This window comes from Flavobacterium sp. Root935, assembly GCF_001429295.1.
Classification (GTDB): Bacteria; Bacteroidota; Bacteroidia; order Flavobacteriales; family Flavobacteriaceae; genus Flavobacterium.
In genome coordinates this window covers 171,921-195,619 of sequence record NZ_LMJL01000007.1, presented here as the reverse complement: position 1 = coordinate 195,619, position 23,699 = coordinate 171,921, and the positions used below count along the sequence as shown (strand labels likewise).

At 32.3% G+C, this 23,699-nt stretch carries 22 protein-coding genes; 17 read left to right on the top strand and 5 right to left on the bottom strand.

The genetic code is table 11. From position 1 onward, the window contains the following. The first annotated feature begins 47 nt into the window (after positions 1-47). On the top strand, positions 48-3,449 hold the full coding sequence (gene ileS / locus ASE40_RS02400; protein WP_057115207.1) for an isoleucine--tRNA ligase: 3,402 nt from the start codon (positions 48-50) through the stop codon (positions 3,447-3,449). Positions 3,450-3,456: 7 nt separating this feature from the next. Then, entirely contained in the window at positions 3,457-3,837 is a 381-nt protein-coding gene (locus ASE40_RS02395) for a TraR/DksA family transcriptional regulator (protein ID WP_057115206.1), read from the top strand. 241 nt (positions 3,838-4,078) lie between these two features. On the opposite strand, the gene ASE40_RS02390 is transcribed toward ASE40_RS02395, so the two are convergent. Next, positions 4,079-4,459, bottom strand: a complete 381-nt coding sequence (locus ASE40_RS02390; RefSeq protein ID WP_057115205.1) for a hypothetical protein — start codon at positions 4,457-4,459, stop codon at positions 4,079-4,081. A gap of 33 nt (positions 4,460-4,492) precedes the next feature. After that, entirely contained in the window at positions 4,493-4,849 is a 357-nt protein-coding gene (locus tag ASE40_RS02385; RefSeq protein WP_057115204.1) for a roadblock/LC7 domain-containing protein, read from the bottom strand. A gap of 180 nt (positions 4,850-5,029) precedes the next feature. Between ASE40_RS02385 and ASE40_RS02380 the strand changes: the two genes are divergently transcribed. The 7 genes from ASE40_RS02380 (at position 5,030) to ASE40_RS02350 (ending at position 15,917) form a co-directional block, all read left to right on the top strand. Beyond that, a complete protein-coding gene (locus tag ASE40_RS02380) occupies positions 5,030-5,245 on the top strand; it encodes a hypothetical protein (protein ID WP_057115203.1) in 216 nt (71 codons plus the stop codon). A 120-nt stretch (positions 5,246-5,365) separates the two neighbouring features. Beyond that, positions 5,366-5,962 carry a lipoprotein signal peptidase gene (locus ASE40_RS02375; protein WP_057115202.1) on the top strand — a complete coding sequence of 199 codons (597 nt, stop codon included), beginning with the start codon at positions 5,366-5,368 and terminating at the stop codon, positions 5,960-5,962. A 142-nt stretch (positions 5,963-6,104) separates the two neighbouring features. Continuing rightward, a complete protein-coding gene (locus ASE40_RS02370) occupies positions 6,105-9,263 on the top strand; it encodes a UvrD-helicase domain-containing protein (RefSeq protein ID WP_057115201.1) in 3,159 nt (1,052 codons plus the stop codon). Between the two features lie 82 nt (positions 9,264-9,345). After that, entirely contained in the window at positions 9,346-10,539 is a 1,194-nt protein-coding gene (gene kbl / locus ASE40_RS02365) for a glycine C-acetyltransferase (RefSeq protein WP_057115200.1), read from the top strand. Positions 10,540-10,652: 113 nt separating this feature from the next. Next, positions 10,653-12,119 (top strand): OmpA family protein, encoded by a 1,467-nt coding sequence (locus tag ASE40_RS02360; RefSeq protein ID WP_057115199.1) that lies wholly within the window; start codon positions 10,653-10,655, stop codon positions 12,117-12,119. A gap of 63 nt (positions 12,120-12,182) precedes the next feature. Next, positions 12,183-14,945, top strand: coding sequence for a PD-(D/E)XK nuclease family protein (locus tag ASE40_RS02355; RefSeq protein WP_057115198.1), 2,763 nt, complete (start codon positions 12,183-12,185; stop codon positions 14,943-14,945). 297 nt (positions 14,946-15,242) lie between these two features. Then, entirely contained in the window at positions 15,243-15,917 is a 675-nt protein-coding gene (locus ASE40_RS02350) for an ATP-binding cassette domain-containing protein (RefSeq protein WP_057115197.1), read from the top strand. A 6-nt stretch (positions 15,918-15,923) separates the two neighbouring features. Here ASE40_RS02350 and ASE40_RS21935 read toward each other — a convergent pair whose 3' ends face one another. Then, positions 15,924-16,067, bottom strand: a complete 144-nt coding sequence (locus ASE40_RS21935) for a hypothetical protein (protein WP_157848493.1) — start codon at positions 16,065-16,067, stop codon at positions 15,924-15,926. 287 nt (positions 16,068-16,354) lie between these two features. Between ASE40_RS21935 and ASE40_RS02345 the strand changes: the two genes are divergently transcribed. Both ASE40_RS02345 and ASE40_RS02340 read left to right on the top strand, forming a co-directional pair. Next, entirely contained in the window at positions 16,355-16,675 is a 321-nt protein-coding gene (locus ASE40_RS02345; protein WP_057115196.1) for a hypothetical protein, read from the top strand. 23 nt (positions 16,676-16,698) lie between these two features. Further along, a complete protein-coding gene (locus ASE40_RS02340; protein ID WP_057115195.1) occupies positions 16,699-17,073 on the top strand; it encodes a hypothetical protein in 375 nt (124 codons plus the stop codon). 81 nt (positions 17,074-17,154) lie between these two features. On the opposite strand, the gene ASE40_RS02335 is transcribed toward ASE40_RS02340, so the two are convergent. Together ASE40_RS02335 and ASE40_RS02330 are read right to left on the bottom strand one after the other, a co-directional pair. After that, the gene (locus ASE40_RS02335) at positions 17,155-17,931 is read right to left on the bottom strand and encodes an alpha/beta fold hydrolase (protein WP_057115963.1); all 777 of its coding nucleotides are present in this window, start codon (positions 17,929-17,931) and stop codon (positions 17,155-17,157) included. Between the two features lie 192 nt (positions 17,932-18,123). Beyond that, complete coding sequence (locus ASE40_RS02330) at positions 18,124-19,416, bottom strand: aminopeptidase P family protein (protein WP_057115194.1); 1,293 nt, start codon at positions 19,414-19,416, stop codon at positions 18,124-18,126. A gap of 305 nt (positions 19,417-19,721) precedes the next feature. Between ASE40_RS02330 and ASE40_RS02325 the strand changes: the two genes are divergently transcribed. The 6 genes from ASE40_RS02325 (at position 19,722) to ASE40_RS02300 (ending at position 23,343) form a co-directional block, all read left to right on the top strand. Further along, complete coding sequence (locus ASE40_RS02325; RefSeq protein ID WP_057115193.1) at positions 19,722-21,065, top strand: hypothetical protein; 1,344 nt, start codon at positions 19,722-19,724, stop codon at positions 21,063-21,065. A gap of 118 nt (positions 21,066-21,183) precedes the next feature. Next, the gene (locus ASE40_RS02320) at positions 21,184-21,651 is read left to right on the top strand and encodes a hypothetical protein (protein ID WP_057115192.1); all 468 of its coding nucleotides are present in this window, start codon (positions 21,184-21,186) and stop codon (positions 21,649-21,651) included. Continuing rightward, entirely contained in the window at positions 21,620-22,051 is a 432-nt protein-coding gene (locus ASE40_RS02315) for a nuclear transport factor 2 family protein (RefSeq protein ID WP_241774310.1), read from the top strand. Before ASE40_RS02320 ends, ASE40_RS02315 begins: the two co-directional genes overlap by 32 nt. Before the next feature lie 4 nt (positions 22,052-22,055). After that, the gene (locus tag ASE40_RS02310; protein WP_057115191.1) at positions 22,056-22,496 is read left to right on the top strand and encodes a GNAT family N-acetyltransferase; all 441 of its coding nucleotides are present in this window, start codon (positions 22,056-22,058) and stop codon (positions 22,494-22,496) included. Positions 22,497-22,514: 18 nt separating this feature from the next. Beyond that, the gene (locus ASE40_RS02305; RefSeq protein WP_057115190.1) at positions 22,515-23,072 is read left to right on the top strand and encodes a hypothetical protein; all 558 of its coding nucleotides are present in this window, start codon (positions 22,515-22,517) and stop codon (positions 23,070-23,072) included. Positions 23,073-23,133: 61 nt separating this feature from the next. Further along, on the top strand, positions 23,134-23,343 hold the full coding sequence (locus ASE40_RS02300) for a hypothetical protein (RefSeq protein WP_057115189.1): 210 nt from the start codon (positions 23,134-23,136) through the stop codon (positions 23,341-23,343). The last annotated feature ends 356 nt before the right edge of the window (positions 23,344-23,699 follow it).

Sequence of the window (23,699 nt, the reverse complement as noted above, 5' to 3'; positions counted from 1 at the left end):
TTCCTCAAAATTCCTTACTTTCGCACCTCGTTTAAGAAAAGGATAAAATGAGTACAAAATTTACTGAATACAAAGGACTTGACTTGCCAGCTGCAGCGTCAGAAGTTCTTGATTTTTGGAAGAAAGAAAATATATTTGAAAAGAGTGTTACAACTCGCGAAGGTGCTGAGCCTTTCGTATTTTTTGAAGGTCCACCTTCAGCAAACGGATTACCAGGAATTCACCACGTAATGGCGCGTGCGATTAAAGATATTTTTTGCAGATATAAAACTCAAAAAGGTTTTCAGGTAAAAAGAAAAGCCGGCTGGGATACTCACGGTTTACCTGTAGAATTGGGTACCGAAAAAGAACTTGGAATTACAAAAGAAGATATTGGTAAAACGATTTCTATCGAAGAATATAACGAAGCGTGTAAAAAAACCGTTATGCGTTATACTGACGTGTGGAATGACTTGACCGAAAAAATGGGTTATTGGGTTGATATGGAAGATCCATATGTAACTTATAAGCCAAAATACATGGAATCTGTTTGGTGGCTTTTGAAACAAATCTACGATAAAGGTTTGTTGTACAAAGGATACACAATTCAGCCGTATTCTCCAAAAGCGGGAACAGGATTATCTTCTCACGAAGTAAATCAGCCTGGAGCTTATAGAGATGTTACCGATACTACGATTGTTGCACAATTCAAAACTTTACCAGAAACACTGCCAAGCTTTTTACAAGGTTTTGGAGATATTCACATTTTAGCGTGGACAACAACTCCTTGGACATTGCCGTCAAACACAGCTTTAACCGTTGGACCAAAAATTGATTATGTTTTAGTAAAAACTTTCAATCAATATACTTTTGAGCCAATTAATGTGGTTTTGGCTAAAAACTTAGTTGGAAAACAATTCGGTAAAGGATTTTTCTTAAGTGAAGACGATGCTGATTTTGACAACGTTAAAAACGGAGACAAAAAACTTCCATACAAAATCTTGACCGAAGCAAAAGGGGCAGATTTAGTAGAAATCCGTTACGAGCAACTATTGCCTTATGTATTGCCATATCAAAATGCTGAAAATGCATTTAGAGTAATCGCTGGAGACTTCGTAACAACAGAAGACGGAACAGGAATTGTACACACAGCGCCAACTTTTGGTGCAGATGATGCCAAAGTAGCAAAAGAAGCAAAGCCAGAAGTACCGCCAATGTTGGTTTTGGATGAAGAAGGAAATGCAGTTCCGTTAGTAGATTTACAAGGAAAATTCACTTCTCATTTAGGAGATTTAGCTGGTAAATACGTTAAAAACGAATATTACGATGCTGGACAAGCTCCGGAGAAATCTGTAGATGTTGAAATTGCTATTCGATTAAAAGAAGAAAATAAAGCCTTTAAGGTTGAAAAATACGTACATAGTTATCCACACAGCTGGAGAACTGATGAGCCGTTATTATATTATCCGCTAGATTCTTGGTTCATTAAAGTAACCGATGTAAAAGATAGAATGTTCGACCTGAACGAAACTATCAACTGGAAACCTAAGTCTACCGGTGAGGGGCGTTTTGGAAATTGGTTGAAAAATGCCAACGACTGGAATTTATCTCGTTCTAGATATTGGGGAATTCCGTTGCCAATCTGGAGAACAGAAGATAAAAAAGAAGAAATTATTATCGGCTCTGTTGAAGAATTGTACAATGCGATTGAGAAATCTATCGAAGCTGGTTTTCAAAAAGAAAACCCATTTAAAGGTTTCGAAGTTGGAAACATGTCTGAATCAAATTATGATTTAATCGATTTGCATAAAAATGTAGTCGATCAAATTACTTTGGTTTCGGCTTCTGGCCAGCCAATGAAACGCGAAAGCGATTTAATTGACGTTTGGTTCGATTCTGGAGCAATGCCTTATGCACAATGGCATTATCCTTTTGAGAACAAAGACAAAATCGACGAGAACAAAGATTTCCCAGCGAATTTTATCGCTGAAGGAGTAGATCAGACTCGTGGATGGTTTTATACGTTACATGCTATCGGAACTTTGGTTTTTGATAAAGTAGCTTATAAAAATGTCGTTTCAAACGGTTTGGTTTTAGATAAAAACGGAATAAAAATGTCTAAGAGTAAAGGAAATACTATAGACCCGTTTAAAACCATTGAAGAATACGGTCCTGATGCCACACGCTGGTACATGATCATGAATGCCAATCCTTGGGATAACTTAAAGTTTGACCTTGAAGGAATTGCTGAGGTTCGTCGTAAATTCTTTGGAACATTATACAACACCTATTCATTCTTTTCGTTATATGCAAATATCGATGGATTTAAATACGCTGAAGCGGAAATTCCGTTAAACGAAAGACCAGAAATCGATCAATGGATTATTTCTGAACTTCATACTTTAATCAAATTTGTTGATGAATGTTATGAAGATTATGAGCCGACAAAAGCTACAAGAGCAATTTCTGACTTCGTTCAGGAAAACTTAAGTAACTGGTACGTTCGTTTATGCCGTCGTCGTTTCTGGAAAGGTGAATATGCTAAAGATAAAATTGCAGCTTACCAAACGCTTTATACTTGCTTGTTAACAATCAGCAAATTAAGCGCTCCAGTCGCTCCTTTTTTCATGGATAAATTGTACAGAGATTTAACAGCTTCGACGGGAACCGAGGATTTTGCTAGTGTTCACTTGGCTGAATTCCCAAAATTTGTCGAAAACTTTGTTAATAAAACGTTGGAAAGTAAAATGCAGAAGGCGCAAACCATCTCATCTTTGGTTTTATCACTTCGTAAAAAAGAGATGATCAAAGTACGCCAGCCTCTGCAAAAGGTAATGATTCCAGTACTTGACGAGAATCAGAGAGTTGAAATTGAAGCAATTTCTGACTTAGTAAAAGCTGAGGTAAACGTGAAAGAAATTGAACTTTTAGACGATGCTTCTGGTATTTTAGTAAAGCAGATTAAACCTAATTTTAAGGCACTTGGGCCACGTTTTGGAAAGGATATGGGCTTGATTTCTAAGGAAATACAAGGTTTTTCTGCAGATCAGATCAATCAGTTAGATAAGCAGGGAACGCTGGATATTGTTATTTCTGGAAATAATGTAACTTTATCATTAGAAGACGTCGAAATAACATCGCAGGATATTGAAGGATGGCTGGTTGCTAATTCAAACGGAATTACAGTTGCGCTTGACATAACAATATCTGAAGAATTAAAAAATGAAGGTATTGCAAGAGAATTAGTAAATAGAATTCAGAATATCCGTAAAGATTCTGGATTTGAGGTTACTGATAAGATTAAAGTACAAATGAAAAGAGATGGTAATTTAGAAGAAGCCGTTTCAAAAAATGAAGACTATATTAAGTCTGAAACATTAACAGACGACTTAGTTTTTGTAGACGCATTAGAAAACGGCACAGAAATTGAGTTTGATGATATTAAAACAATGATATTAATTTCAAAATAGTTATAAAATGATAGATGAAATTACAAGATACTCTGATGCAGATTTAGCAGAGTTCAAAGAGATAATCCAAGCAAAAATACAAAAAGCGCAAGCAGATCTTGATTTAATTAAGAGTGCTTATATGAACGACTTAAATAACGGTACAGACGATACTTCTCCAACTTTCAAAGCTTTTGAGGAAGGAAGTGAAACTATGTCTAAAGAAGCAAACTCTCAGTTGGCTATTAGACAAGAAAAGTTTATCCGTGATTTAAAAAACGCGCTTTTCCGTGTAGAAAACAAAACTTACGGTATTTGCAAAGTAACAGGTAAATTGATTAGCAAAGAAAGGCTTAAAATAGTTCCTCATGCAACAATGAGTATCGAAGCTAAAAACTTGCAAAGATAAAATTCACTGAAATAAAAAAATAAGCGCTCCTTTTAGGGGCGTTTTTTTGTTTAATCTTTTTAAAATCAATCTAAGTAAGTACTAGTTTGTGATTTGAAAGAAATGTATTATTTTTAAGATGTCTGCTTTAAAAAGGGAGGGTTTGAATTTTGTAAGAATAAAATAGGCAGACGTTTTGGGGCTGTGAAAAAGAAAATTAGAACTATCTCGATTAGAGATAGTTCTAAAATAGAGTAATAATTTATGCTAGATTTTTTTCAACTTCAGCCTTGTGTTTTCTTAAAATAGCTCTAGTCATACCTAGATTTGCTTTTGAAGCATCTGCAGCAAGGTAGATCATAAATTTTTTGTTTGGAGAAATATCGATAATATGAATTTGATTTGATAAAGTGATCAAAATATCTTCGATGTCTTGGTTTAAGTTTAAGGCTTTTACAGCGCTTAATTTAGCTTTTACAACTTCTAAGTTATAAGCAGCAGCAAGTTCTGGGTCAAAACTTGGGTCGATTGTTAAGTTTCCAAAACTTAATCCAGATTCAATTTCTGTTACAGCGACAGCGATAAAGCCGTTTACGTTGGTTTTCATTTCATTTAAAAACACGTTTAAAAAATCATTACTCATAATTTAGTGGGTTTGTTTGTTAATAGATTTATGTTATTTCAATAGGGAATTTTTACTTAATTCAGCAGATACTTCTTCTGTTGAGCGCATCAACAATGCAAGGTTGCTTCCTTCTTTAGAAAAAGCAACAATAAAATTCGAGCCGCTTATTTTGTTTCCGACGATAACGCCTTCTGAGCTTTTTAGATATAATTGTTTTAAAGAACCTTTTTCTAAATCAATTAAAAATTTTTCGCTCATTGATAAAATTGCGGCACTCATCGCTGCAATACTGTCTCCGTAGTCTAAATTTAAGGAAGTGATTAATTTTCCCTTTCCGTTTAAAATTAATGCTGCGGTTGATTTTGTGCTGACAAGAAAGTCATTTAGAATAGTGGTGATTTCATTCATGATTTGTAGGATTTTGGGAGGAATGTTAAATTCAGTTCATTTTGGTATTTGTTTTTTAAATTAATAGCTAATTTTCCTAAACAACTGTTAATTTTATTTAACAAATATAAATTAATTTATGTATCATTGTAATACCAAATCATTAATAATTTAAATTATTTACTGTAAAAAACTTACATTATGGCTAAAGTGTTGAAATTCAAAGATGTAAATTCTGATGTAGAGCGCAGAATGAAAGATTTTGAAAAACTGCGTATCAAGTTTAAAGCAGATGTAAAAAAAGGGGAAGCTAAAAAGCTTGCTGCCGGAAAAGAGAGCAAAGGGATATTCAAATCTATTTCTGATTTTTTCTCCGACAGTCCAAAAACTCCAGCGAAAGCTCCTGTAAAAAAGTAAACTTTATTAGGTTTAGATTAGCAGATAAACTTTGTTTAGTTTCTTAGAAAAGAATTAACGCTCCATTAGGAGCGTTTTTTTTGATTTAATTGTTATTTTTGCCCATCAAAAATTCATAAAATGTCATTACGAAAAGCGTATTTCCTTATATTTTTAGTTTTAATCGTTGATCAGCTTTCTAAAATCTATGTCAAAACAAATTTCATTCTTGGAGAAGAAGTAGTTATTTTTGATTGGTTTAGAATTCATTTTATTGAAAATGAAGGTATGGCTTGGGGAACAAAAATACCTGGAGAATACGGAAAATTAATTTTAACTGTTTTCAGGATTTTTGCAGTTTTCGGAATTGGCTGGTGGCTTTCTGATGCCATAAAAAAACGTCATTCGACTTATTTGATAGTTGCTATTGCATTAATCTTTGCAGGTGCGGCAGGAAATATTATCGATTCTGTTTTTTACGGAGTTATTTTTGATGACAGCACTCATAATTTAGCAACCATTTTTTCTCCAGCTCCATACGGAACTTGGTTTCATGGTTTAGTAGTAGATATGTTTTATTTCCCTATTTGGGAAGGAAATCTACCAACTTGGCTTCCAATTTTCGGTGGTAAACATTTTGCTTTTTTTAATGCTATTTTTAATGTTGCCGATATGGCAATTTCTACAGGAGTAGGTATACTTTTGGTTTTTAATAAAAGAGCTTTTCCAAAACACTAATTATTTTTAAAAATACAATATAAAAAATTCCAAATTCCAATTTTTGAAGTGCTAATTGCAAACAAATATTGGAATTTGGAATTTTTCATTATTGGGATTTAATATTTAATTATGCTATTTTTACAATACTAAAACCAAACTTATGCAAAGTCCGTCTTTCTCCATTTATGATGCTTCTGCGGGATCAGGAAAGACGTATACATTGGTTAAAGAATATCTCAAAATTATTCTTTCCTCTCCAAAACACGATGCATATCGAAATATTCTAGCGATAACATTCACCAATAAAGCGGTTCATGAAATGAAAAGCCGTATTGTTGGAAGTTTGTCTGAGTTTGCAAAAGACGATCCGTCTCCAAAGGCAGCTGATTTAATGGAAGATCTTTCGCGTGATACGGGACTTTCAATTATTAAAATCAAAACCAAATCGCAGCAAATCATAAAGCACTTAATTCATAATTATGCAGCTTTTGATATTTCTACAATTGATAAATTTACGCATAAAGTTATCCGTGCCTTTGCGCATGACTTAAATCTTCCTATGACTTTTGAAGTGACGCTGGATACAGAAAACTTATTGGTAGAAGCTGTTGATGCAATTATAGCCCAAGCTGGTGAAGATGAAACGTTGACCAAATTACTCATCGATTTTACAATGGAAAAAACCGATGATGATAAAAGCTGGGATGTATCGCGTGAAATTTTGGATACAGGGAGATTGGTTTTAAATGAAAATAACCGAAATGAGATTCTGCATTTTCAAGACAAAACAATCGAAGAGTTTGTTGAGATTAAACAAAAAATGCAGACGCTTTGCAAAGAATTAGAATCTAAGAATGCAGAACTAGCTTCTAAAGCAATTGAATTAATTGATAAAAACGGAATTGATCCAAAATCATTTTCTCGAGGAACTTTTCCAAATCACTTAGAAAGTATTCGAGACGGAAAATTCAATCCGAAAAATAAAACTTTTCATGAGTTTGATGATATTGCGATTAATAAGACTGCAAAAGACAGAGCGTTAATAGAAAATATTATTCCAGAGTTGCTTCAAATTTTGAAGGAGGTATATAAAAACTTTGAGAAAAGGGATTTTTACAAAGCCTTTTTAAAAAATATCACACCGCTTTCGCTTCTTAACACTGTAAGTAATGAATTGGCTAAAATTCAATCTGAGCAAAATATCTTGTCTATTTCAGAATTCAATGCCATTATTCACCGCGAAATTCAGAATCAGCCTGCGCCATTTATTTACGAACGTTTAGGAGAACGCTATCGTCATTTTTTTATTGATGAATTTCAAGATACTTCTGAAATGCAATGGCAGAATTTAATTCCGTTAATTGATAATTCGCTTTCTGGTTTAGACGATTTAGGAAATAAAGGAACATTGATGATTGTTGGCGATCCTAAACAGTCGATTTATCGCTGGCGCGGCGGTAAAGCAGAGCAGTTTATTGAATTGAGTAAAGATGTAAATCCGTTCAATAACCCAGATAAGGCAATTAAGCATTTAAATACCAATTATCGAAGCTACAGCGAAGTTATAGAGTTCAATAATGCATTTTTTAAATTGATCTCGGCTGAATTTTCAAACGAAGATTATAAAGATTTATACGAAAATCATAGTTTTCAGAATATAAATTCAAAAAACGGAGGTTACGTCAATATTTCATTTCTACCGGTCGTTGATAAAAATGATTTTGCTGATGATGAAGAAGCTGTAGAGAAATCTGATTTGTATGTCTTAGCGACTTTAAATACCATTCAAGAAGTGGTAAAACAAGGTTTTGAATATAAAGATATTGTAATTCTGACCCGAAAAAGAGATCAGGGAATTGCAGTTGCTAATTATTTAACCGAACAAGGAATTCCGCTTTTGTCTTCAGAAACCTTGATGATTCAAAATGCGGCAGAAGTTCGCTTGATAGTTCATTTACTTCGATATTTGAATAACAGTGCAAATTTAGAATCAAAAGCTAATTTTCTTCATTTCTTGGCTTCAACTAAAGATTTGGCAATGCCAGTTCATGATTTTATAGCTAAAGGGATGAGTTATAGATTTGAGAAAGAATTTGAAGAATGGCTTTTAACTTTTGATGTTTCTTTTTCTTTTGAAGATGTGCGAAAAAAATCTCTTTACGAGGCGGTTGAAATTATCATTTCTAAATTTATTCTTCCTTCAGAAGGAAATGCTTATGTTCAGTTTTTTCTGGATATTGTTTTAGAGCGTGATATTCGAAATCAATCAGGAGTGGCAGATTTTTTAGTTTTCTGGGATAAGAATGCAGAGAAATTTAGTATTCCATCGCCGGAAGGAAATAATGCTGTTCGTATTATGACAATCCATAAATCGAAAGGTTTAGAATTTCCAGTTGTAATTATGCCTTTTGCCGATGAAGATTATAATCGTAAACCAAAAGATAAATTATGGCTCGACACTGAAGAAACGAATTTAGGGGTTCCGAAAGCGCTGGTGGATAATAGCAGTGTTGTGGAGAGTTTTGGTGAAAGTGCTTCTGCAGTTTTCAACTTGAAAAAGCAAGAAGAATTATTGGACAATATCAATGTTTTGTACGTTGCGTTAACTCGTGCTGAAGAACAATTGTATGTGATTTCTCAATCGCTGAAAGCAAAAAATGACGGTGAATATCCAAATAATATGGCTTCATTCTTTATTAAGTATTTAATTAATGAAGGGATTTATGATGAAGAGAAACTGAATTATGAATTTGGGAATAAATTAAGACTTTCAAAAAACACAAAAACGGTTGATTTAGTAAAATCAATTCCAGTCGTAAAAGAAGTTTTAAATCCTAAAAATATTAAAATTGCCCAGCGTGAAGCTTTAATGTGGGGAACACATCAACAAGAAGCGATTTCGTATGGAAATATTGTACATGAGATTTTGGCTTTTGTTAAAGATAAATCAGACATTGATCTGGCGGTAACAAAATCACTCGAAAATGGGTTAATTACTTTTGATCAAGTCGAGCAAGTATTGAAGACTTTAAGAGAAATTGTAAATCATCCTGAATTATCCATTTGTTTTAATGGAAATGATACTGTTTTGAATGAGCAGACCATTGTTCAAAAAGAAGGAAGAATTTTAAAACCAGATCGTATTGTATTTTTAGAGAATAAAGAAGCTTATCTTTTGGATTATAAAACGGGCGCAGTTAATGCGAAATATCAAAATCAAATTCAAGAATATCAGGATGCAATTGAAGATTTAGGATACAAAGTGTTAAAAAAGGCATTGGTATATATCGGTTCGGAAATTGAAGTGGTAAATTTGTGAAAAAATTAATCAGATGTTAAAGAAATAACGAAGCTTTAATTTTGTTAAGTTGTTAATTTTTAACGTTTTAAATATATAAAAAATGTACGGTAAAATTAAAGAGCATCTGCAAAGCGAGCTGCAGACAATCGAAGAAAATGGAATTTTTAAAAAGGAGAGAATTATTACATCTCCTCAAGGTGCTGAAATTAAAATTTCAACAGGAGAAACAGTTTTAAATTTTTGTGCCAATAACTATTTGGGACTTTCGTCTCATCCAGAAGTTGTGCAGGCAGCCAAAGATGCGATGGATACTCATGGTTTCGGAATGTCATCTGTTCGTTTTATCTGTGGGACGCAAGATATTCACAAGACATTAGAAAAAAAGATTGCTGATTTTTATGGTACAGAAGATACTATTTTATATGCAGCTGCATTCGATGCAAATGGAGGTGTTTTCGAACCTTTACTTGGTGAAAATGATGCAATTATTTCTGACAGCTTGAATCACGCTTCTATTATTGATGGTGTTCGTCTTTGTAAAGCAGCGCGTTACCGTTATGAAAATAACAATATGGAAGATTTAGAGCAACAGCTAATTAAAGCTAACGAAGCTGGAGCTCGTTTTAAACTTATTGTGACAGATGGTGTGTTCTCTATGGACGGCTTAGTTGCGCCTTTAGATAAAATTTGCGATTTAGCAGATAAATATGATGCGATGGTTATGGTTGATGAATGCCATGCAGCCGGATTTATTGGTGCTACAGGAAAAGGGACGCTTGAAGCAAAAGGAGTGATGGGTAGAGTTGATATTATCACAGGAACACTTGGAAAAGCCTTAGGTGGTGCAATGGGCGGATATACAACGGCTAAGAAAGAAATAATTGAATTACTGCGCCAAAGATCGAGACCTTATTTGTTTTCAAATTCTCTAGCGCCGGCAATTGTTGGAGCTTCAATAAAAGTTTTTGAATTATTAGAAAAAGATACGACGCTTCGCGATAAACTAGAATGGAATACTAACTATTTTAAAGAAGGTATGAAAAAAGCGGGTTTTGATATTATCGATGGAGATTCTGCTATTGTTCCAGTAATGTTATACGATGCAAAATTGTCACAAACGATGGCAAATGAACTTTTAAAGCAAGGAATTTATGTTATTGGTTTTTTCTTTCCTGTTGTTCCTAAAGAAAAGGCTAGAATACGCGTACAGCTGTCTGCAGCGCATGAAAAAGAACACTTGGATAAGGCTATAAATGCGTTCACAGTTGTCGGTAAAATGTTAAAAGTTATATAATTACCACTTTGGTCAAATTTTTGTAGGTTTTTTTTAACATTTCATTTTGTATTTAAAAAATTTGGTGTTACTTTTGCTTGTAATTAACTAAATTGTAATTAAAAAAATTAAGTATGAAACATCTTAACAAACTTTTAGTTGCTGTATTGATGGCGATGGGTTTAAGTTCTCACGCACAAGACAGTAACAATCCATGGGCGATCTCTTTCGGGGTTAATGCTGTGGATACAAGGACTAGTTCTGGAGCTGGTAGTGGATTTTTTGATCAACACTTCTCTCAGCCATTCGCAGTAAAAGACAACTGGAATATTCTTCCTTCTCTATCTTACATTGGTGTAAATAGATATGTAGGTAGTGGTTTCTCAGTTGGTTTACAAGGATCTGTAAACAAAATTGATAAATTTGTTGTTTTTAATGACCCAACTTTAAGTAATACTGATTCAAGAGGAAATGCTGTTGTGAATCCTGGAGACTTAATGTACTACGGAATTGATGCTACTATCAAATACAGCTTCCAAGAATTAATCAAATCTAAAGTGATTGATCCTTCGTTATCTGTTGGTGGAGGTTATACTTTCTTCGGAGATAGCAGCTATGGAACTGTTAACCCAGGTGCTGGTTTAACTTTTTGGTTTACAGATGCTATTGGTCTTGAGCTTGCTACAAGATACAAATGGGCTGTTAGTGGCGATAGAGTTGATGCTTCTGGAACTCCAGATGCTCCATCTCACTTCCAACACACTGCAGGTTTAGTTTTCAAATTCGGAGGTAAAGATACTGACGGAGACGGAATCTATGACAAAGACGATGCTTGTCCAGATGTTGCTGGTTTAAAACAATTCAACGGATGTCCTGATACTGACGGAGACGGAATCGTTGATGCTTCTGACGCTTGTCCAGATGTATTTGGTTTAGCTGCATTAAACGGATGTCCTGATACTGACGGAGACGGAATTGCTGATAAAGATGATGCTTGTCCAGATGTTGCTGGTTTAGCTGCTTTAAAAGGTTGTCCTGATACTGACGGAGACGGAATCGCTGATAAAGATGACAAATGTCCTACAGTTGCTGGTCCTAAAGAAAACGGTGGTTGCCCATTCTTAGACGCTGATAAAGATGGTGTTGCTGATAAAGATGATGACTGTCCAACAGTTTATGGTCCTGCTAGTAACAGAGGATGTCCAGAAGTAACTTCTGAGGCGTTAGAAGATCTTAAAGTTCAAGCTAGAGCAATCTACTTCAACTCAGGAAAAGCTACTTTCAAAACTGGTGACAAAGAAACTCCAGCTAGATTAGATGCTATTAAAGAAATCCTTAAAAACTATCCAAACGCGAAATTCTCTATTGAAGGACACACAGATAGTACAGGTTCTGCAAAAATCAACCAAAAATTATCTGAAGACAGAGCTGCTGCTGTATTAAACGCTTTAATCCAAAGAGGTGTTAATCCAGAGAACTTAGAGTCTAAAGGATTTGGTTCTAGCCAACCAGTTGCAAGTAACAAAACTGCTGCAGGTAAAGCTCAAAACAGAAGAACAGAAATTAGACACATTGGTTCTAAATACCAAGGTAAAATCTAATTTACTTTCTAAATAAAAAGGAAAAGCCATTCTTAATTGAATGGCTTTTTTTATTTTTATACTATGATAAATACTTCTTTTCTTCAAAAAATAGCTGGTGTTGTAATTCAAGATTACGCACTGAAACTTTCAGAAATAACTATAATTCTTCCAAATAAAAGAGCTAAAGTTTTTTTGATTGATGCTCTTAAAAAAGAAACTGATAAAACTATAATTGCACCTGAAATTACAAGTATTGAAGATTTTGTACAAGATGTCGCTTCAATTCGCTCTATTGATTCAATTGAACTTTTATTTGAATTTTATGAGGTTTATTTATCGGTTACAGAGAAAAAGAATCAGCAGTCATTTGAATTGTTTGCAAATTGGGGGAAAACGCTCCTTCAAGACTTTAATGAAATTGATCGATATCTTTTAGATCCTTCACATGTTTTGTCTTATTTAAAAGATATTGAAGACATAAAAAAATGGGGATTAGAAGTGGATCAAAAAACAAAACTTTTAGAAAATTACATTGATTTCTGGAAGCTTCTTCCTTTGTATTATGATTCGCTTTATAATCATTTGTTGTTTAAATCTATTGGGTACCAGGGACTAGTTTATAGAGAAGCGGTCAATAATTTGAATCATTTTTCAAATACTATCGGTAATCGAATTTTTATTTTCGCAGGATTTAATGCTCTAAATGCTGCTGAAGAAAAAATTGTACAGCATTTATTAGCTTTAGGTCAGGCTAAAATTTATTGGGATGCCGATCAAACTTTTCTCAATGATCCATATCATGATGCGGGACTTTTTTTAAGACGTTTTAAAGAAAGTTGGAAACATTACAAATCAAATATCTTTGAATGGATTGTGGATGATTTTTCGCAATCAAAAAATATCCAGATTATTGGAACTCCTAAAACTATAGGGCAGGCAAAATTAACAGGAAGTATAATTGAAGATTTAATAAACAATGATCCTGCGGCGTCTTTAGACAAAGTAGCCGTTGTGCTAGGTGAGGAAAATTTATTGATTCCAGTTTTATATTCACTACCTTCTTCTGTTGGATTTTTAAACATTACCATGGGATATTCGGGTAAAAATAATCCATCTCAAATTTTAGTTGCCAAGTTGTTTAAAATGCATACTAATGCGCTTTCGCGTAAGGGAGGCAGTTATGTTTTTTATTATAAAGATGTATTGGATGTTTTAACACATCCATTAGTAGAGCCTTATGCAAATGCTCAAATGTTGGTAAAAATTATCAAAGAGAATAATTATACTTTTATTACGCATCATAAAATTTTAGAGCTTCATCCAAGTCCTTCTCATTTTTTTAATTTGTTGTTTGAAAAATGGGAAAATGGTTCTGTTGCAGTTTTAAAGAATATTTCGGCATTGCTAATTGTTATAAAGGAACATTTCAGTAATGATAATGAACAGGAGAAAATTGCAAAAGCATTTGTTTACGGAGTTTTTAAAGTCATAAATAAACTAATAAATTACTACTCCAAACATTATCATATCGATAATATAGATACGCTTCACGCCATTTACAAACAGATTATAGATTTAGCAGAAGTATCTTTTGAAGGTGAGCCTTTAAGAGGTTTGCAGATTATGGGAGTTTTAGAAAGCCGTGTTTTAGATTTTGAAACAGTTATTATAACATCAATGAATGAAGGAAAATTTCCAGCAGGAAAATCTCAGAATTCATTTATTCCTTATGATGTAAAACGAGAATTAGGGCTGCCGACTTTTAAGGAGAAAGATGCGATCTATACCTACCATTTTTATCATTTATTACAAAGAGCTAAGAACATATATCTCATTTATAATACTGAAAATGATGGTTTAGATGCTGGTGAAAGAAGTCGTTTCATTACACAGTTAGAAGTTGAAAAACAGAGAAATCATAATCTTACGTTTGATATCTATAATCCGGTACTTCCTAATACGGCTTACGAACCTATTTCGGTTGCTAAATCAGAATCAGTAATGGAGCGTTTAAAGGAAATAGCAATAACAGGTTTTTCACCGTCGGCATTAACAAGTTACATCCGAAATCCGATTGAGTTTTATTTTCAGAAAGTCTTGAGGATTCGAGAAGTGGAGGAAGTGGAAGAAAATATCGCTTTAAATACTTTAGGAACTATCATTCATGAAACTTTAAAGGCACTTTATGAACCTTTTATTGGTAAATTTATTTCAGAAAATGATATTTTAAACTGCTTTAAATTATTGGATGATGAAGTTCTTAAGCAGTTTAAATTGGTTTATAAAGAAGGAGAAATTAAGAAAGGACGAAATCTGCTGGCTTTTGAGGTCGCCAAACGAAATGTTTCTAATTTTTTAAGAATGGAATTAGAATCTATTAAAAATGATGAAGCGATTCAGATTATTGCCCTAGAGCAGACTTTTGAGCGTGAATTTGTTCATCCGAAACTTCCATTTCCTATTTTGATAAAAGGAAATGTTGACCGTATCGAACGACGTGACGGGAAAATTAGAATTATCGATTATAAGACAGGAAAAGTTGAGAAGTCGAATGTTGTGCTGAAAACATGGAATGGATTGACAGAAGAGCTTAAAAATGATAAAATTATTCAAGTATTAGCATACGCTTTCATGTTTGAGAAAGAAGCTGGAGGGCTTCCGATCGAAGTCGGGATTATTTCTTTTAAAAATCTCAAATCTGGTTTTTTACCTTTCGGGTTTAAAGAAGATAAAGATTTAAAAGCTATTGTGACATCAGAAATACTGAATTCTTATTTAGATGAAATTGCGAATTTGTTAAGTGAGATTTTTGATATAGCTATTCCATTCGAAGAAAAAATTTAAACGGCTTATCAGAAAAATTTGGAACATATTTGAGTTTTATAAAACAACTTTAATTATAAATTTAGTTGTTTCTATTCCTGCAATCCTTTTTGGAAGCGTTAATTATTTTCTGTTTATTCTCGCTACAATTGGGTTTTTATCCAGTATAGGATTTAAGGAATTGTATCGTAAAAGCGAATATTTATTTTATGCTAACAACGGAATTTCAAAAAATAAACTTCTCTTTTATAGTTTTTTAATGAATATTTTCTTCATTGTTCTATTTGGAATTGTAGTAATCTTTATTCAAAAAATATATTGAAAAAACATATTTTAGAAGTTAGCGGTATTCAAAAAAAGTTTAGTGATAAACTTGTACTTTCAGATATTTATTTGAAAATTGGAACAGGTGAAATAGTAGGTCTGCTCGGACATAACGGTTCTGGCAAATCGACTTTATTAAAAATTATCTCTTGTAATTTAACTGCTTCGGATAAAAGTATATTTATTGATGGAGTTTCAAGGAATAATTGTTCAGAGGTGGTCAATGAAATTAGTTATATGTGTCAAGATCAATTTATTCCAAACCATTTGTCCGTATTAAGGACAATTGAATTATCAGTCGCTAAACAAAAATTGAATCTTTTTTATGAAGATGACTTCCTAAAACCTTTTTTAAGACAAAAAATCAAAAACCTATCATTTGGAGAATTGCGATATCTTCAAGTAAAATTAGTCCTTTTTAATTCGTCGAAATTTATTCTTTTAGATGAACCGTTCAGCGGATTGTCACCAAAAATGATTGAAATTATAGTTCAGTTAATTAAAGAAAATTCTCGAGAAAAAGGAATTCTCATAACCGATCATCAATACGAAAATGTGATGAAAATTTCAACAATATTGTTATTGTTGAAAGGCGGTAAGTTGCATAAAATCAATGAAAAAGCCGAACTAGTAAAAAATGGTTATCTAACACGTCCGGCTGATTTTTAAAAGCTATTAGCTAAATATTTTTTTAAAGAAACCTTTTTTAGTATTTTCTTCTGCATTTGTAGTATTGATGTTTCCGTTTTCAATACGAAATCTTCTAAACTTCATCAATTTTACATTTAGGTCAAAGCGTAATTCGTCAACAGTTTTCATTTGTATAAATTTTTTGCAAATCTATATAAAAACTTTTGGGTAATGCAACAATCTCTATATGTTAATTTTAGAATTGAGTTTTATCAAATGAAATGTTACGATTTTAGTATAATATGTTTTTTCTGTTAATTTTTTTTAAATATTTTATCCGAAAAAATACGATTAATTATGCTATAAATAAAAGTGGCTCAGGATGTTATATCGGCTGTTTTTTTAACAAGTGTTTAGGCGACAATTGTTAATATTGAAATATCTTTGACGCTTCCAAAACATGACAAATAAAGAATATGATTGATTTACAAACACTAGTAGAAGAGACTGGAGCAGAATCTGGATTGAGTTTTAATATTGATGGAATCTTAAACGAGTCGGTTAATTTAGAATACGACGGGAATATTGCTGCGATGATCGGAATGATCTTGAAAATGTGCCTCGAAATGTCTGAAGACATTAACAACGGAGATCTTAAACAAGTAATGATTAAGAATAATGACGGAATTGTAGTGGCAAGCAAAAATCAAGAAGATAATTGTATCGCGTTGCTTTCTAAAGATTTAAGTAAAATGGGTCTATTACTGAGAAGAATGGATTCTGTTTTTAATAATTAATTTAAAACCAATATTTAATAAACATGTCAGATTTTTTACAAAATTTTCAAAACGATTTAAAAGAGAATGTTAACGGATTTATCGCTGTTTCAGTAACTGAAGTTGAAACAGGGATGTCTTACTGCTCACTTACTGTAAATCCTAATTTTGATCCAGAATTAGCATCTGCTTACAATTTAGAAGTAGTTAAAGCAAAACTAAACGCTATTAAAGCTTTAGGATTAAACCAAAAAATCAATGATATTTTAATTACACTTACAGATCAAATACATATAATTGACGTGTCTGAAGACGGAAGGTATTTTATCTATTTAGCTGTAGACTCAACTAAAGCAAATCTTGGATTAACAAGAGCTACTTTATCTAAATACAAAAAAGATATTACTTCAAAGTTATAATAACATTTTGCCCCCAGAATGATAAAAAGGCTATTCCAACCTCGGTTAGAAATGGCCTTTTTTGATTTTGTAAAGTTCAAATTATTCGAAGAAATCGAACAAAATAGTATTCAAAGCTTCCTTGTTTTCAATATGGCTCATGTGTCCATCTTCAAAAGAAACTAATTCTGCTGTGGTGTCTTCAATCTGAGCAAGATTTTCTTCGTAATTTAAAACAGGATCCTTCTTTCCTAGAATTAATAGAAGAGGAAAACGATTTTCGTGTAAAAGCCATTCTCTATCTTTTCGTATCTTCATTCCTTCAAGAGATGCTACGATTCCTTGTAATGGTGTTTTTAAAGCCTGCTCTTTTACTTTTTCAATTTCGTCAGCCAAGCGGGTTCTATTATTTTCACTAAATAAATTAGCGATTGCTAAACTAACAAAACTTACATAATTCTGTTTTACGGCTTTTATGGCACGGGTTCTATTTAATTTTTTTTCAGCATTATCTTCTTTAGAAGTGGAATTCTGTAAAACTAATTTTTGGATTTTCTGCGGATATAATTCGGCGAAAGCCAAAGCAACATAACCGCCCATAGAGTGCCCGACAATTGTAGCTTTTTCAATTTTTAAATGTTCTAAAACTTCGTTAACAGCTTGAGCATTTTCTTCCATTTCGTGAACATAGCCTAAGGAATCAGATTCGCCGTGGCCTAATAAATCGATGGTTACAACACGATATTTTTCTGAAAAAAAAGAAGCATATTCTGTCCACATTTTTTTGTTTTCCAGAAAACCGTGAAGAAAAACTATTGTATTTCCTTCTCCTGAGTCTGTAAAAGAGATTTTGGTATTTTTATAAAAAATATTTTTCAAAACGGTGTTTTTAAATGTAAAGTGCAAAGATAAAAAAGGTAAAACCATATAAGAAATATAAGTTCATTTGAGTTAAAACTAATGTTCTTTCAGTTCAATTTTAAATGATCTTATAGTTTATAAGGCAAATAAAACGGCCTTCATTTATGAAAGCCGTTTATCTTTATTCTATAATCTGTTTTCTTTTCTCTTTTAAGAATTCATCAAAGTTTCGATTTCGTCAACTTCAACTGGAATGTTTCTCATTAAGTTAAAAGGTTCTCCTTTTTCCTGAACTACGACATTATCCTCCAAACGAATTCCGAATTTTTCTGCCGGAATATAAATTCCCGGCTCAACCGTAAAGACCATATTTGCTTTCATTGGCTCGTGCAGCAATCCGTAATCGTGCGTGTCCAATCCCATGTGGTGAGAAGTTCCGTGCATGAAATATTTTTTATAAGCAGGCCATTCTGGATTTTCATTCTGAACATCAGCTTTGTCTAATAAACCTAAACCAAGTAATTCAGAAGTCATAATTTTACCAACTTCGATATGATATTGTTTCCAAAGCGTTCCTGGAGTCAACATTTTTGTAGCTTCGTTCTTAACTCTCAAAACAGCATTGTAAACTGCTTTTTGTCTTTCAGAGAATTTACCAGAAACAGGAATTGTTCTAGTCATATCGCTTGAATAGTTAGCATATTCAGCAGCAACGTCTAATAAGATCAAGTCGCCGGCTTTACATTGCTGATTATTTTCGATATAATGTAAAACATTCGCATTATTTCCAGAAGCGATAATTGGCGTGTAAGCAAAACCTTTAGAGCGGTTACGGATAAATTCGTGTGCTAATTCAGCTTCGATTTCATATTCAGTAACATTTGGTTTTACAAATGAAAGCAATCTGCGGAAACCTTTTTCTGTAATATCGCAGGCTTGCTGAATCAAATCGATTTCTTCGCTTTCTTTTACAGAACGAATTCGCTGTAAAATCGGGTTGCTTTTTGCCACATTGTGCGCAGGATAACGCTCTTTCCACCATTTTACAAAACGAGCTTCGCGAGTTTCAGTTTCAACAGTCGCGCGGTAATGTTCGTTGGTGTTGATGTACATCGTATCGGCGTACGTCATCATTTCGTTCAAAACTTTATGAAAATCTTGTAACCAATAAACTGTTCTAATTCCAGAAACCTGAAAAGCACGTTCTTTAGTCAGTTTTTCACCTTCCCATACTGCAATATGATCGTTGGTTTCTCTTAAAAAAAGAATTTCTCTTTGGTGCTCATAAGGCGCATCTGGAAACAAAAGCAAAACACTTTCTTCCTGATCAACACCGCTCAGGTAAAAAATATCTCTATGTTGTGCAAACGGTAAAGTACTGTCGGCACTAATTGGGTAAATGTCATTAGAGTTGAAAACGGCAACCGAATTAGGTTTCATTTCTGCCGTGAATTTTCTGCGGTTTTTTACAAAAAGAGCGCTGTTTATTTGATGATATTTCATAATTATTTCGTTTTTGAACTTCGAATTTCAAAATTAGTGATTTTTGAAGAAGTGGCACAAGATTGATTTATTAAAGTTTTCTTATTTGTTTTGGTTCTAATTTTTTAGCCACAGATTTGAGGGATTAAAGAATTTTTCTCAATTTATGTCATTGCGACAAAGGAGAGATCACGGTAGTAATTCGACAAAGATTGATATGAGGAAGTTGTTATAAATTTTGTAAGAAAAGAACTGAGTATGTGAGAATATGTCAGTAAGATGATGTTAATTTGTACTTACTAAGTTTAATTTTCTTTTTAGATATAATGACCACAATCAATTTCAAATTAATCACAATAGCCGAAATCAAAACAAAATATCCTTTTTTAACAGAAGATGAAAAGTTCGATTATTTTGAAGAATGGGAAAATGAAGATTTTTTTCTCATTGCAGACGAAGATGTAAATTTTGATGGCAATTTTTATTTAGATGTTTATGAAGAGAAAGAGAAAAAATGGCTTGCCAATTTGCTAAACCTCTCAGTTAAGAAGATAGAAGAAATAAGAATAGAAGGCATTTTTATAAATGGAAATTTTTCTGTAAGCGGTTCGATTATTAATGCAGAAGGCGATTATGGCCCGTATGTTTTTATTAACGGAAATGTAATGTGTCAAAGTCTTTTACTTGGCGGCGCTAATGTTGAAATAAAAGGGAAAATTACAGTAAAAGAAGTTGTGATGACTTATTATAATCATGGTAATTTTAATTGTTCGGGGTTAATTGATTCTCCAGTTTTTATTGTTAATGATCATAATACAACATTTGCAGAAAGAAAAAATGATTTGTTCTATTATAATGACAGGGACGATGATGTAGATCCAAAAAATGAATGTAAATATGATGATGAAACAGGTGATGAAATTATTTCAAACGAAATCCGAAAATTACTTGATAATCAACTAATTGAAACTTTTGAAGAATTAGAAAGAGAGCTGGCAAAAGGCGAATTGGTTTTAAAACAAAATAATCCACCCGCTAAAACTTATGAATACTGGCGTAATAGTGTTTCAGAAAATTATAGAAATCTAAAACTAGTTCCAAAAGAATTTAAAACCGAAGAACTTTGTAATTTGGCATTGAATAAAACCTTCCACGCTCTGCCATTTATCGATCAGGACTTAATAACATATGAACTCTGCGAAAGATTAGTCAGTAAAGATGGTTTTGCAATTCAGGTTATTCCAGACGAGTTTATCACAAAAGAATTATGTTTTAAAGCTGCTGAAAGCGGTACAATGCTAAGATTAATTCCGTCAGCATATTATTCTGAAGAATTGATTCTATTAGTTTTCAAAAACGGAAAACATGAACCAGATATTAATGATGTTCCTTTTCAATTTATAACAGAAAACCTTCTTGTAGAATATGTGAAAATTGGAAAAGGATTATGGCTTGATAAAGCCTGTAAAGGAAGTGGGATTGATAAATTACAAATTCTAAAAAAAGTAATTGATTCAGGAATTGAATATTTGAATAATATTTTTGGAAATCATTTTAGCCAGGAAACAGTTGACTATGCTGCTTTAGTTTATGATAATGAAGTTTTTAAAGAAACATGGAATAATTATGTTCAAAAGTATAAACAGAAATTTGAACGACTTGAGAAATGAAAGAGCTATTAATTGAAAGTAAAGGAATAAAAACTAGCGAGTATTTTATACCGGCTTTTGAACTTAGAAAGGAGAACTGCTTCTCATTCATATACATGGAACAGTTTGTTTTTATGAAATGAAAGCAGAGTTAACAGATATTTTTACAGGAAAAACACAACATGAGAATGTAAAGATATTACATGCCTTAACTTTTGCTGAGAATTTTAAAGAATCAAGATTTGAACGTATTTTTAATTCTATAACAGTAAGTAGATACTTAAAAAGAAATACAAATTTGAATGAACACTCAGTTCCAAAAATCTTTAAAGAAAATGGTATTTCTAAAAATGATAAAGTAAAAAGCCTTGATTATAGTCAAAAAAAGTTACTTTCTTTATATTCAGTTTTTACGAAAACAAAAAATATAGTTTTTGATTTAAGTGGAGAAGTTTCTGTTGGAGCTATAAAAACATTTGATTTTGTTAAAAATGAAATAAAAAATGATGGTGCCGCAATTTTAATTGATTGGGCGGGAAGTGATGTGAAAGATAAATGTTCAAAAGTTATTGCTATTGAATGGCTTATTGAGCCGAAAAAGAGGTAATAAAAACATTGAAGGAAATATTATGAACAACAAAGAAAAAATAATTCAAAATTATATCGAAGGATATAATCAATTTGATATTGATAAAATGATTGCCGATTTTGACGAATCGGTTATTTTTGAAAACATTCAAAATGGCGAAATCAACTTGACTTTGACTGGAATAAAAGAATTTACAGTCCAGGCCGAAAAAGGCAAAGAATATTTCTCAGCACGAAAACAAACTATTACATCAATTAAGCAAGATGAGATTACAGCAATAATTGACATTGATTATTATGCTGTTCTAGCAGTAGATTTCCCAAACGGATTAAAAGCTGGTCAAGAATTAAATATGAAAGGAAAATCGATTTTTCAATTCTTGGACGATAAGATTGTAAAACTGATTGATATTAGTTAGAGTTATGAATCTAAAAGTAAACATCAGAAAAGTAGAAAATTACGACTTAGATTTCGTTTACAAAGCAATTTGCGAACTCGAAAACGAAGTTTTAGATTTTAAAATGTTCGAAACACTATTCAATGAAAACATATCTAACCCAAAAAATCTTTATCTAATCGCCGAAAATGAAAATGAATGTTTGGGATTTATTAGTTTCCACACCCAAAATCTTTTGCATCATTGCGGATTGGTTGGTGAAATTCAGGAGTTTTTTATTCATCAAAAATACCGAGGTCAAGGCGTTGGAAGATTACTAATTAGTGAGATTTTAGATTTTGCTACTCAAAATGATCTAAAAAGTATTGAAGTTACAACAAATAAAAAGCGAGTAGAGAATGTGGCAATTTATGAAAATCTTGGTTTTACTTTGAGTCATAATAAGTTTACGATTTATAAACAATAAAAGTTGAGAAAACAAACTATGAATACAAAACAACGTTGCTTGATCGGATTAGTGTTTTTTCTAATCAGTTATTTATTCTTTTCCAAACTTTTGCCAAGTTTTAGCGACTCAGTAGATTTTGCACATTGGTTTAACTTAATTGGAGCTTGTTTTTTGTTGTCATTTAATGATGTATTTCCTAAAAACAAAATAAATTCTGTTGCTTCTGTACTGACAACTTTAGGTGTTATTGCTCATATCGGACTTTGTACAATCGATTTTATAATGTCAAGTTATGGAAATAATGAAATTGCAAAAGAACATTTAAGCCAGCATATCAGTAATTCACCATTGATTTTTTATCCGTTTGTGGCCGTTGGTCCGTCTTTGCTTTTTCTTGGTTTGGCTTTGCATGCATTTGCTTATATAAAGACCGAAACTCTAAAATCTTTAATGGTAATTGTTGGTTCTGTCGCTGTTGGAATTTCTTTTTTTGCTTTGAAAAATGGGATTTTGATGGTTTTGAGCTGTCTGGTTTTTGTTTTGGGATTGGGACTTTTGCTGTTCGCAAAAGAAGAAAATGAACTGAAAAAGTAGCTTAAAAAAAATATTTTAGTTCGTATTTTTGTCTCACAAAATAAAATGATCCATAAATAAATTGAAAAAACATATAAAATACTTAATTGCACTCTTTCTGACTTTTGTTGTGATTGCGGGTGATGGTACTTTATATTCTCAATCTAAATCGGCAAAATATTACGAGTCTTCATTTGTAGTTTTAAGAAGAGAATTAAATCTTAAAAGCTCTCGTTATATAAGTTCGGACAAATTGCTTCTTGGAATAAAACGAGATTCTCAATTGTTTTAAATTTTCTTAAAACAAAAAATGCCTTTACTTTTCAAATTAAAAAACTGCAAGATCTGCTTCATCAAAAACTAATTTCATTTATAAATCAATCTGTTTTTATGAATGAAATAATCACTTCAAAACACTTCAGTAAAAGTTTATACAGCGCTTAAGAAAATTTATTTCTGAGCATAGAATGATTAAATAATGTCTAATCATTTATCATTTTCAAAATGTATAAACAAAATAAATAAACACGTTTAGAGCGATCTAAGCGACCACTTCCTCATTGGATAAAAAGAAAATTTATAATTATAATTACAGCCTTTATGTTAGGAATGGCAAACGGAATGCATACTGAAGATACTCGAATTAAA

Coding starts and splice junctions, on each gene's coding strand:
- ileS (WP_057115207.1), top strand. CDS start 48: ATGAGTACAAAATTTACTGAATACAAAGGACTTGACTTGCCAGCTGCA.
- ASE40_RS02395 (WP_057115206.1), top strand. CDS start 3,457: ATGATAGATGAAATTACAAGATACTCTGATGCAGATTTAGCAGAGTTC.
- ASE40_RS02390 (WP_057115205.1), bottom strand. CDS start 4,459: ATGAGTAATGATTTTTTAAACGTGTTTTTAAATGAAATGAAAACCAAC.
- ASE40_RS02385 (WP_057115204.1), bottom strand. CDS start 4,849: ATGAATGAAATCACCACTATTCTAAATGACTTTCTTGTCAGCACAAAA.
- ASE40_RS02380 (WP_057115203.1), top strand. CDS start 5,030: ATGGCTAAAGTGTTGAAATTCAAAGATGTAAATTCTGATGTAGAGCGC.
- ASE40_RS02375 (WP_057115202.1), top strand. CDS start 5,366: ATGTCATTACGAAAAGCGTATTTCCTTATATTTTTAGTTTTAATCGTT.
- ASE40_RS02370 (WP_057115201.1), top strand. CDS start 6,105: ATGCAAAGTCCGTCTTTCTCCATTTATGATGCTTCTGCGGGATCAGGA.
- kbl (WP_057115200.1), top strand. CDS start 9,346: ATGTACGGTAAAATTAAAGAGCATCTGCAAAGCGAGCTGCAGACAATC.
- ASE40_RS02360 (WP_057115199.1), top strand. CDS start 10,653: ATGAAACATCTTAACAAACTTTTAGTTGCTGTATTGATGGCGATGGGT.
- ASE40_RS02355 (WP_057115198.1), top strand. CDS start 12,183: ATGATAAATACTTCTTTTCTTCAAAAAATAGCTGGTGTTGTAATTCAA.
- ASE40_RS21935 (WP_157848493.1), bottom strand. CDS start 16,067: ATGAAAACTGTTGACGAATTACGCTTTGACCTAAATGTAAAATTGATG.
- ASE40_RS02345 (WP_057115196.1), top strand. CDS start 16,355: ATGATTGATTTACAAACACTAGTAGAAGAGACTGGAGCAGAATCTGGA.
- ASE40_RS02340 (WP_057115195.1), top strand. CDS start 16,699: ATGTCAGATTTTTTACAAAATTTTCAAAACGATTTAAAAGAGAATGTT.
- ASE40_RS02330 (WP_057115194.1), bottom strand. CDS start 19,416: ATGAAATATCATCAAATAAACAGCGCTCTTTTTGTAAAAAACCGCAGA.
- ASE40_RS02325 (WP_057115193.1), top strand. CDS start 19,722: ATGACCACAATCAATTTCAAATTAATCACAATAGCCGAAATCAAAACA.
- ASE40_RS02320 (WP_057115192.1), top strand. CDS start 21,184: ATGAAAGCAGAGTTAACAGATATTTTTACAGGAAAAACACAACATGAG.
- ASE40_RS02310 (WP_057115191.1), top strand. CDS start 22,056: ATGAATCTAAAAGTAAACATCAGAAAAGTAGAAAATTACGACTTAGAT.
- ASE40_RS02305 (WP_057115190.1), top strand. CDS start 22,515: ATGAATACAAAACAACGTTGCTTGATCGGATTAGTGTTTTTTCTAATC.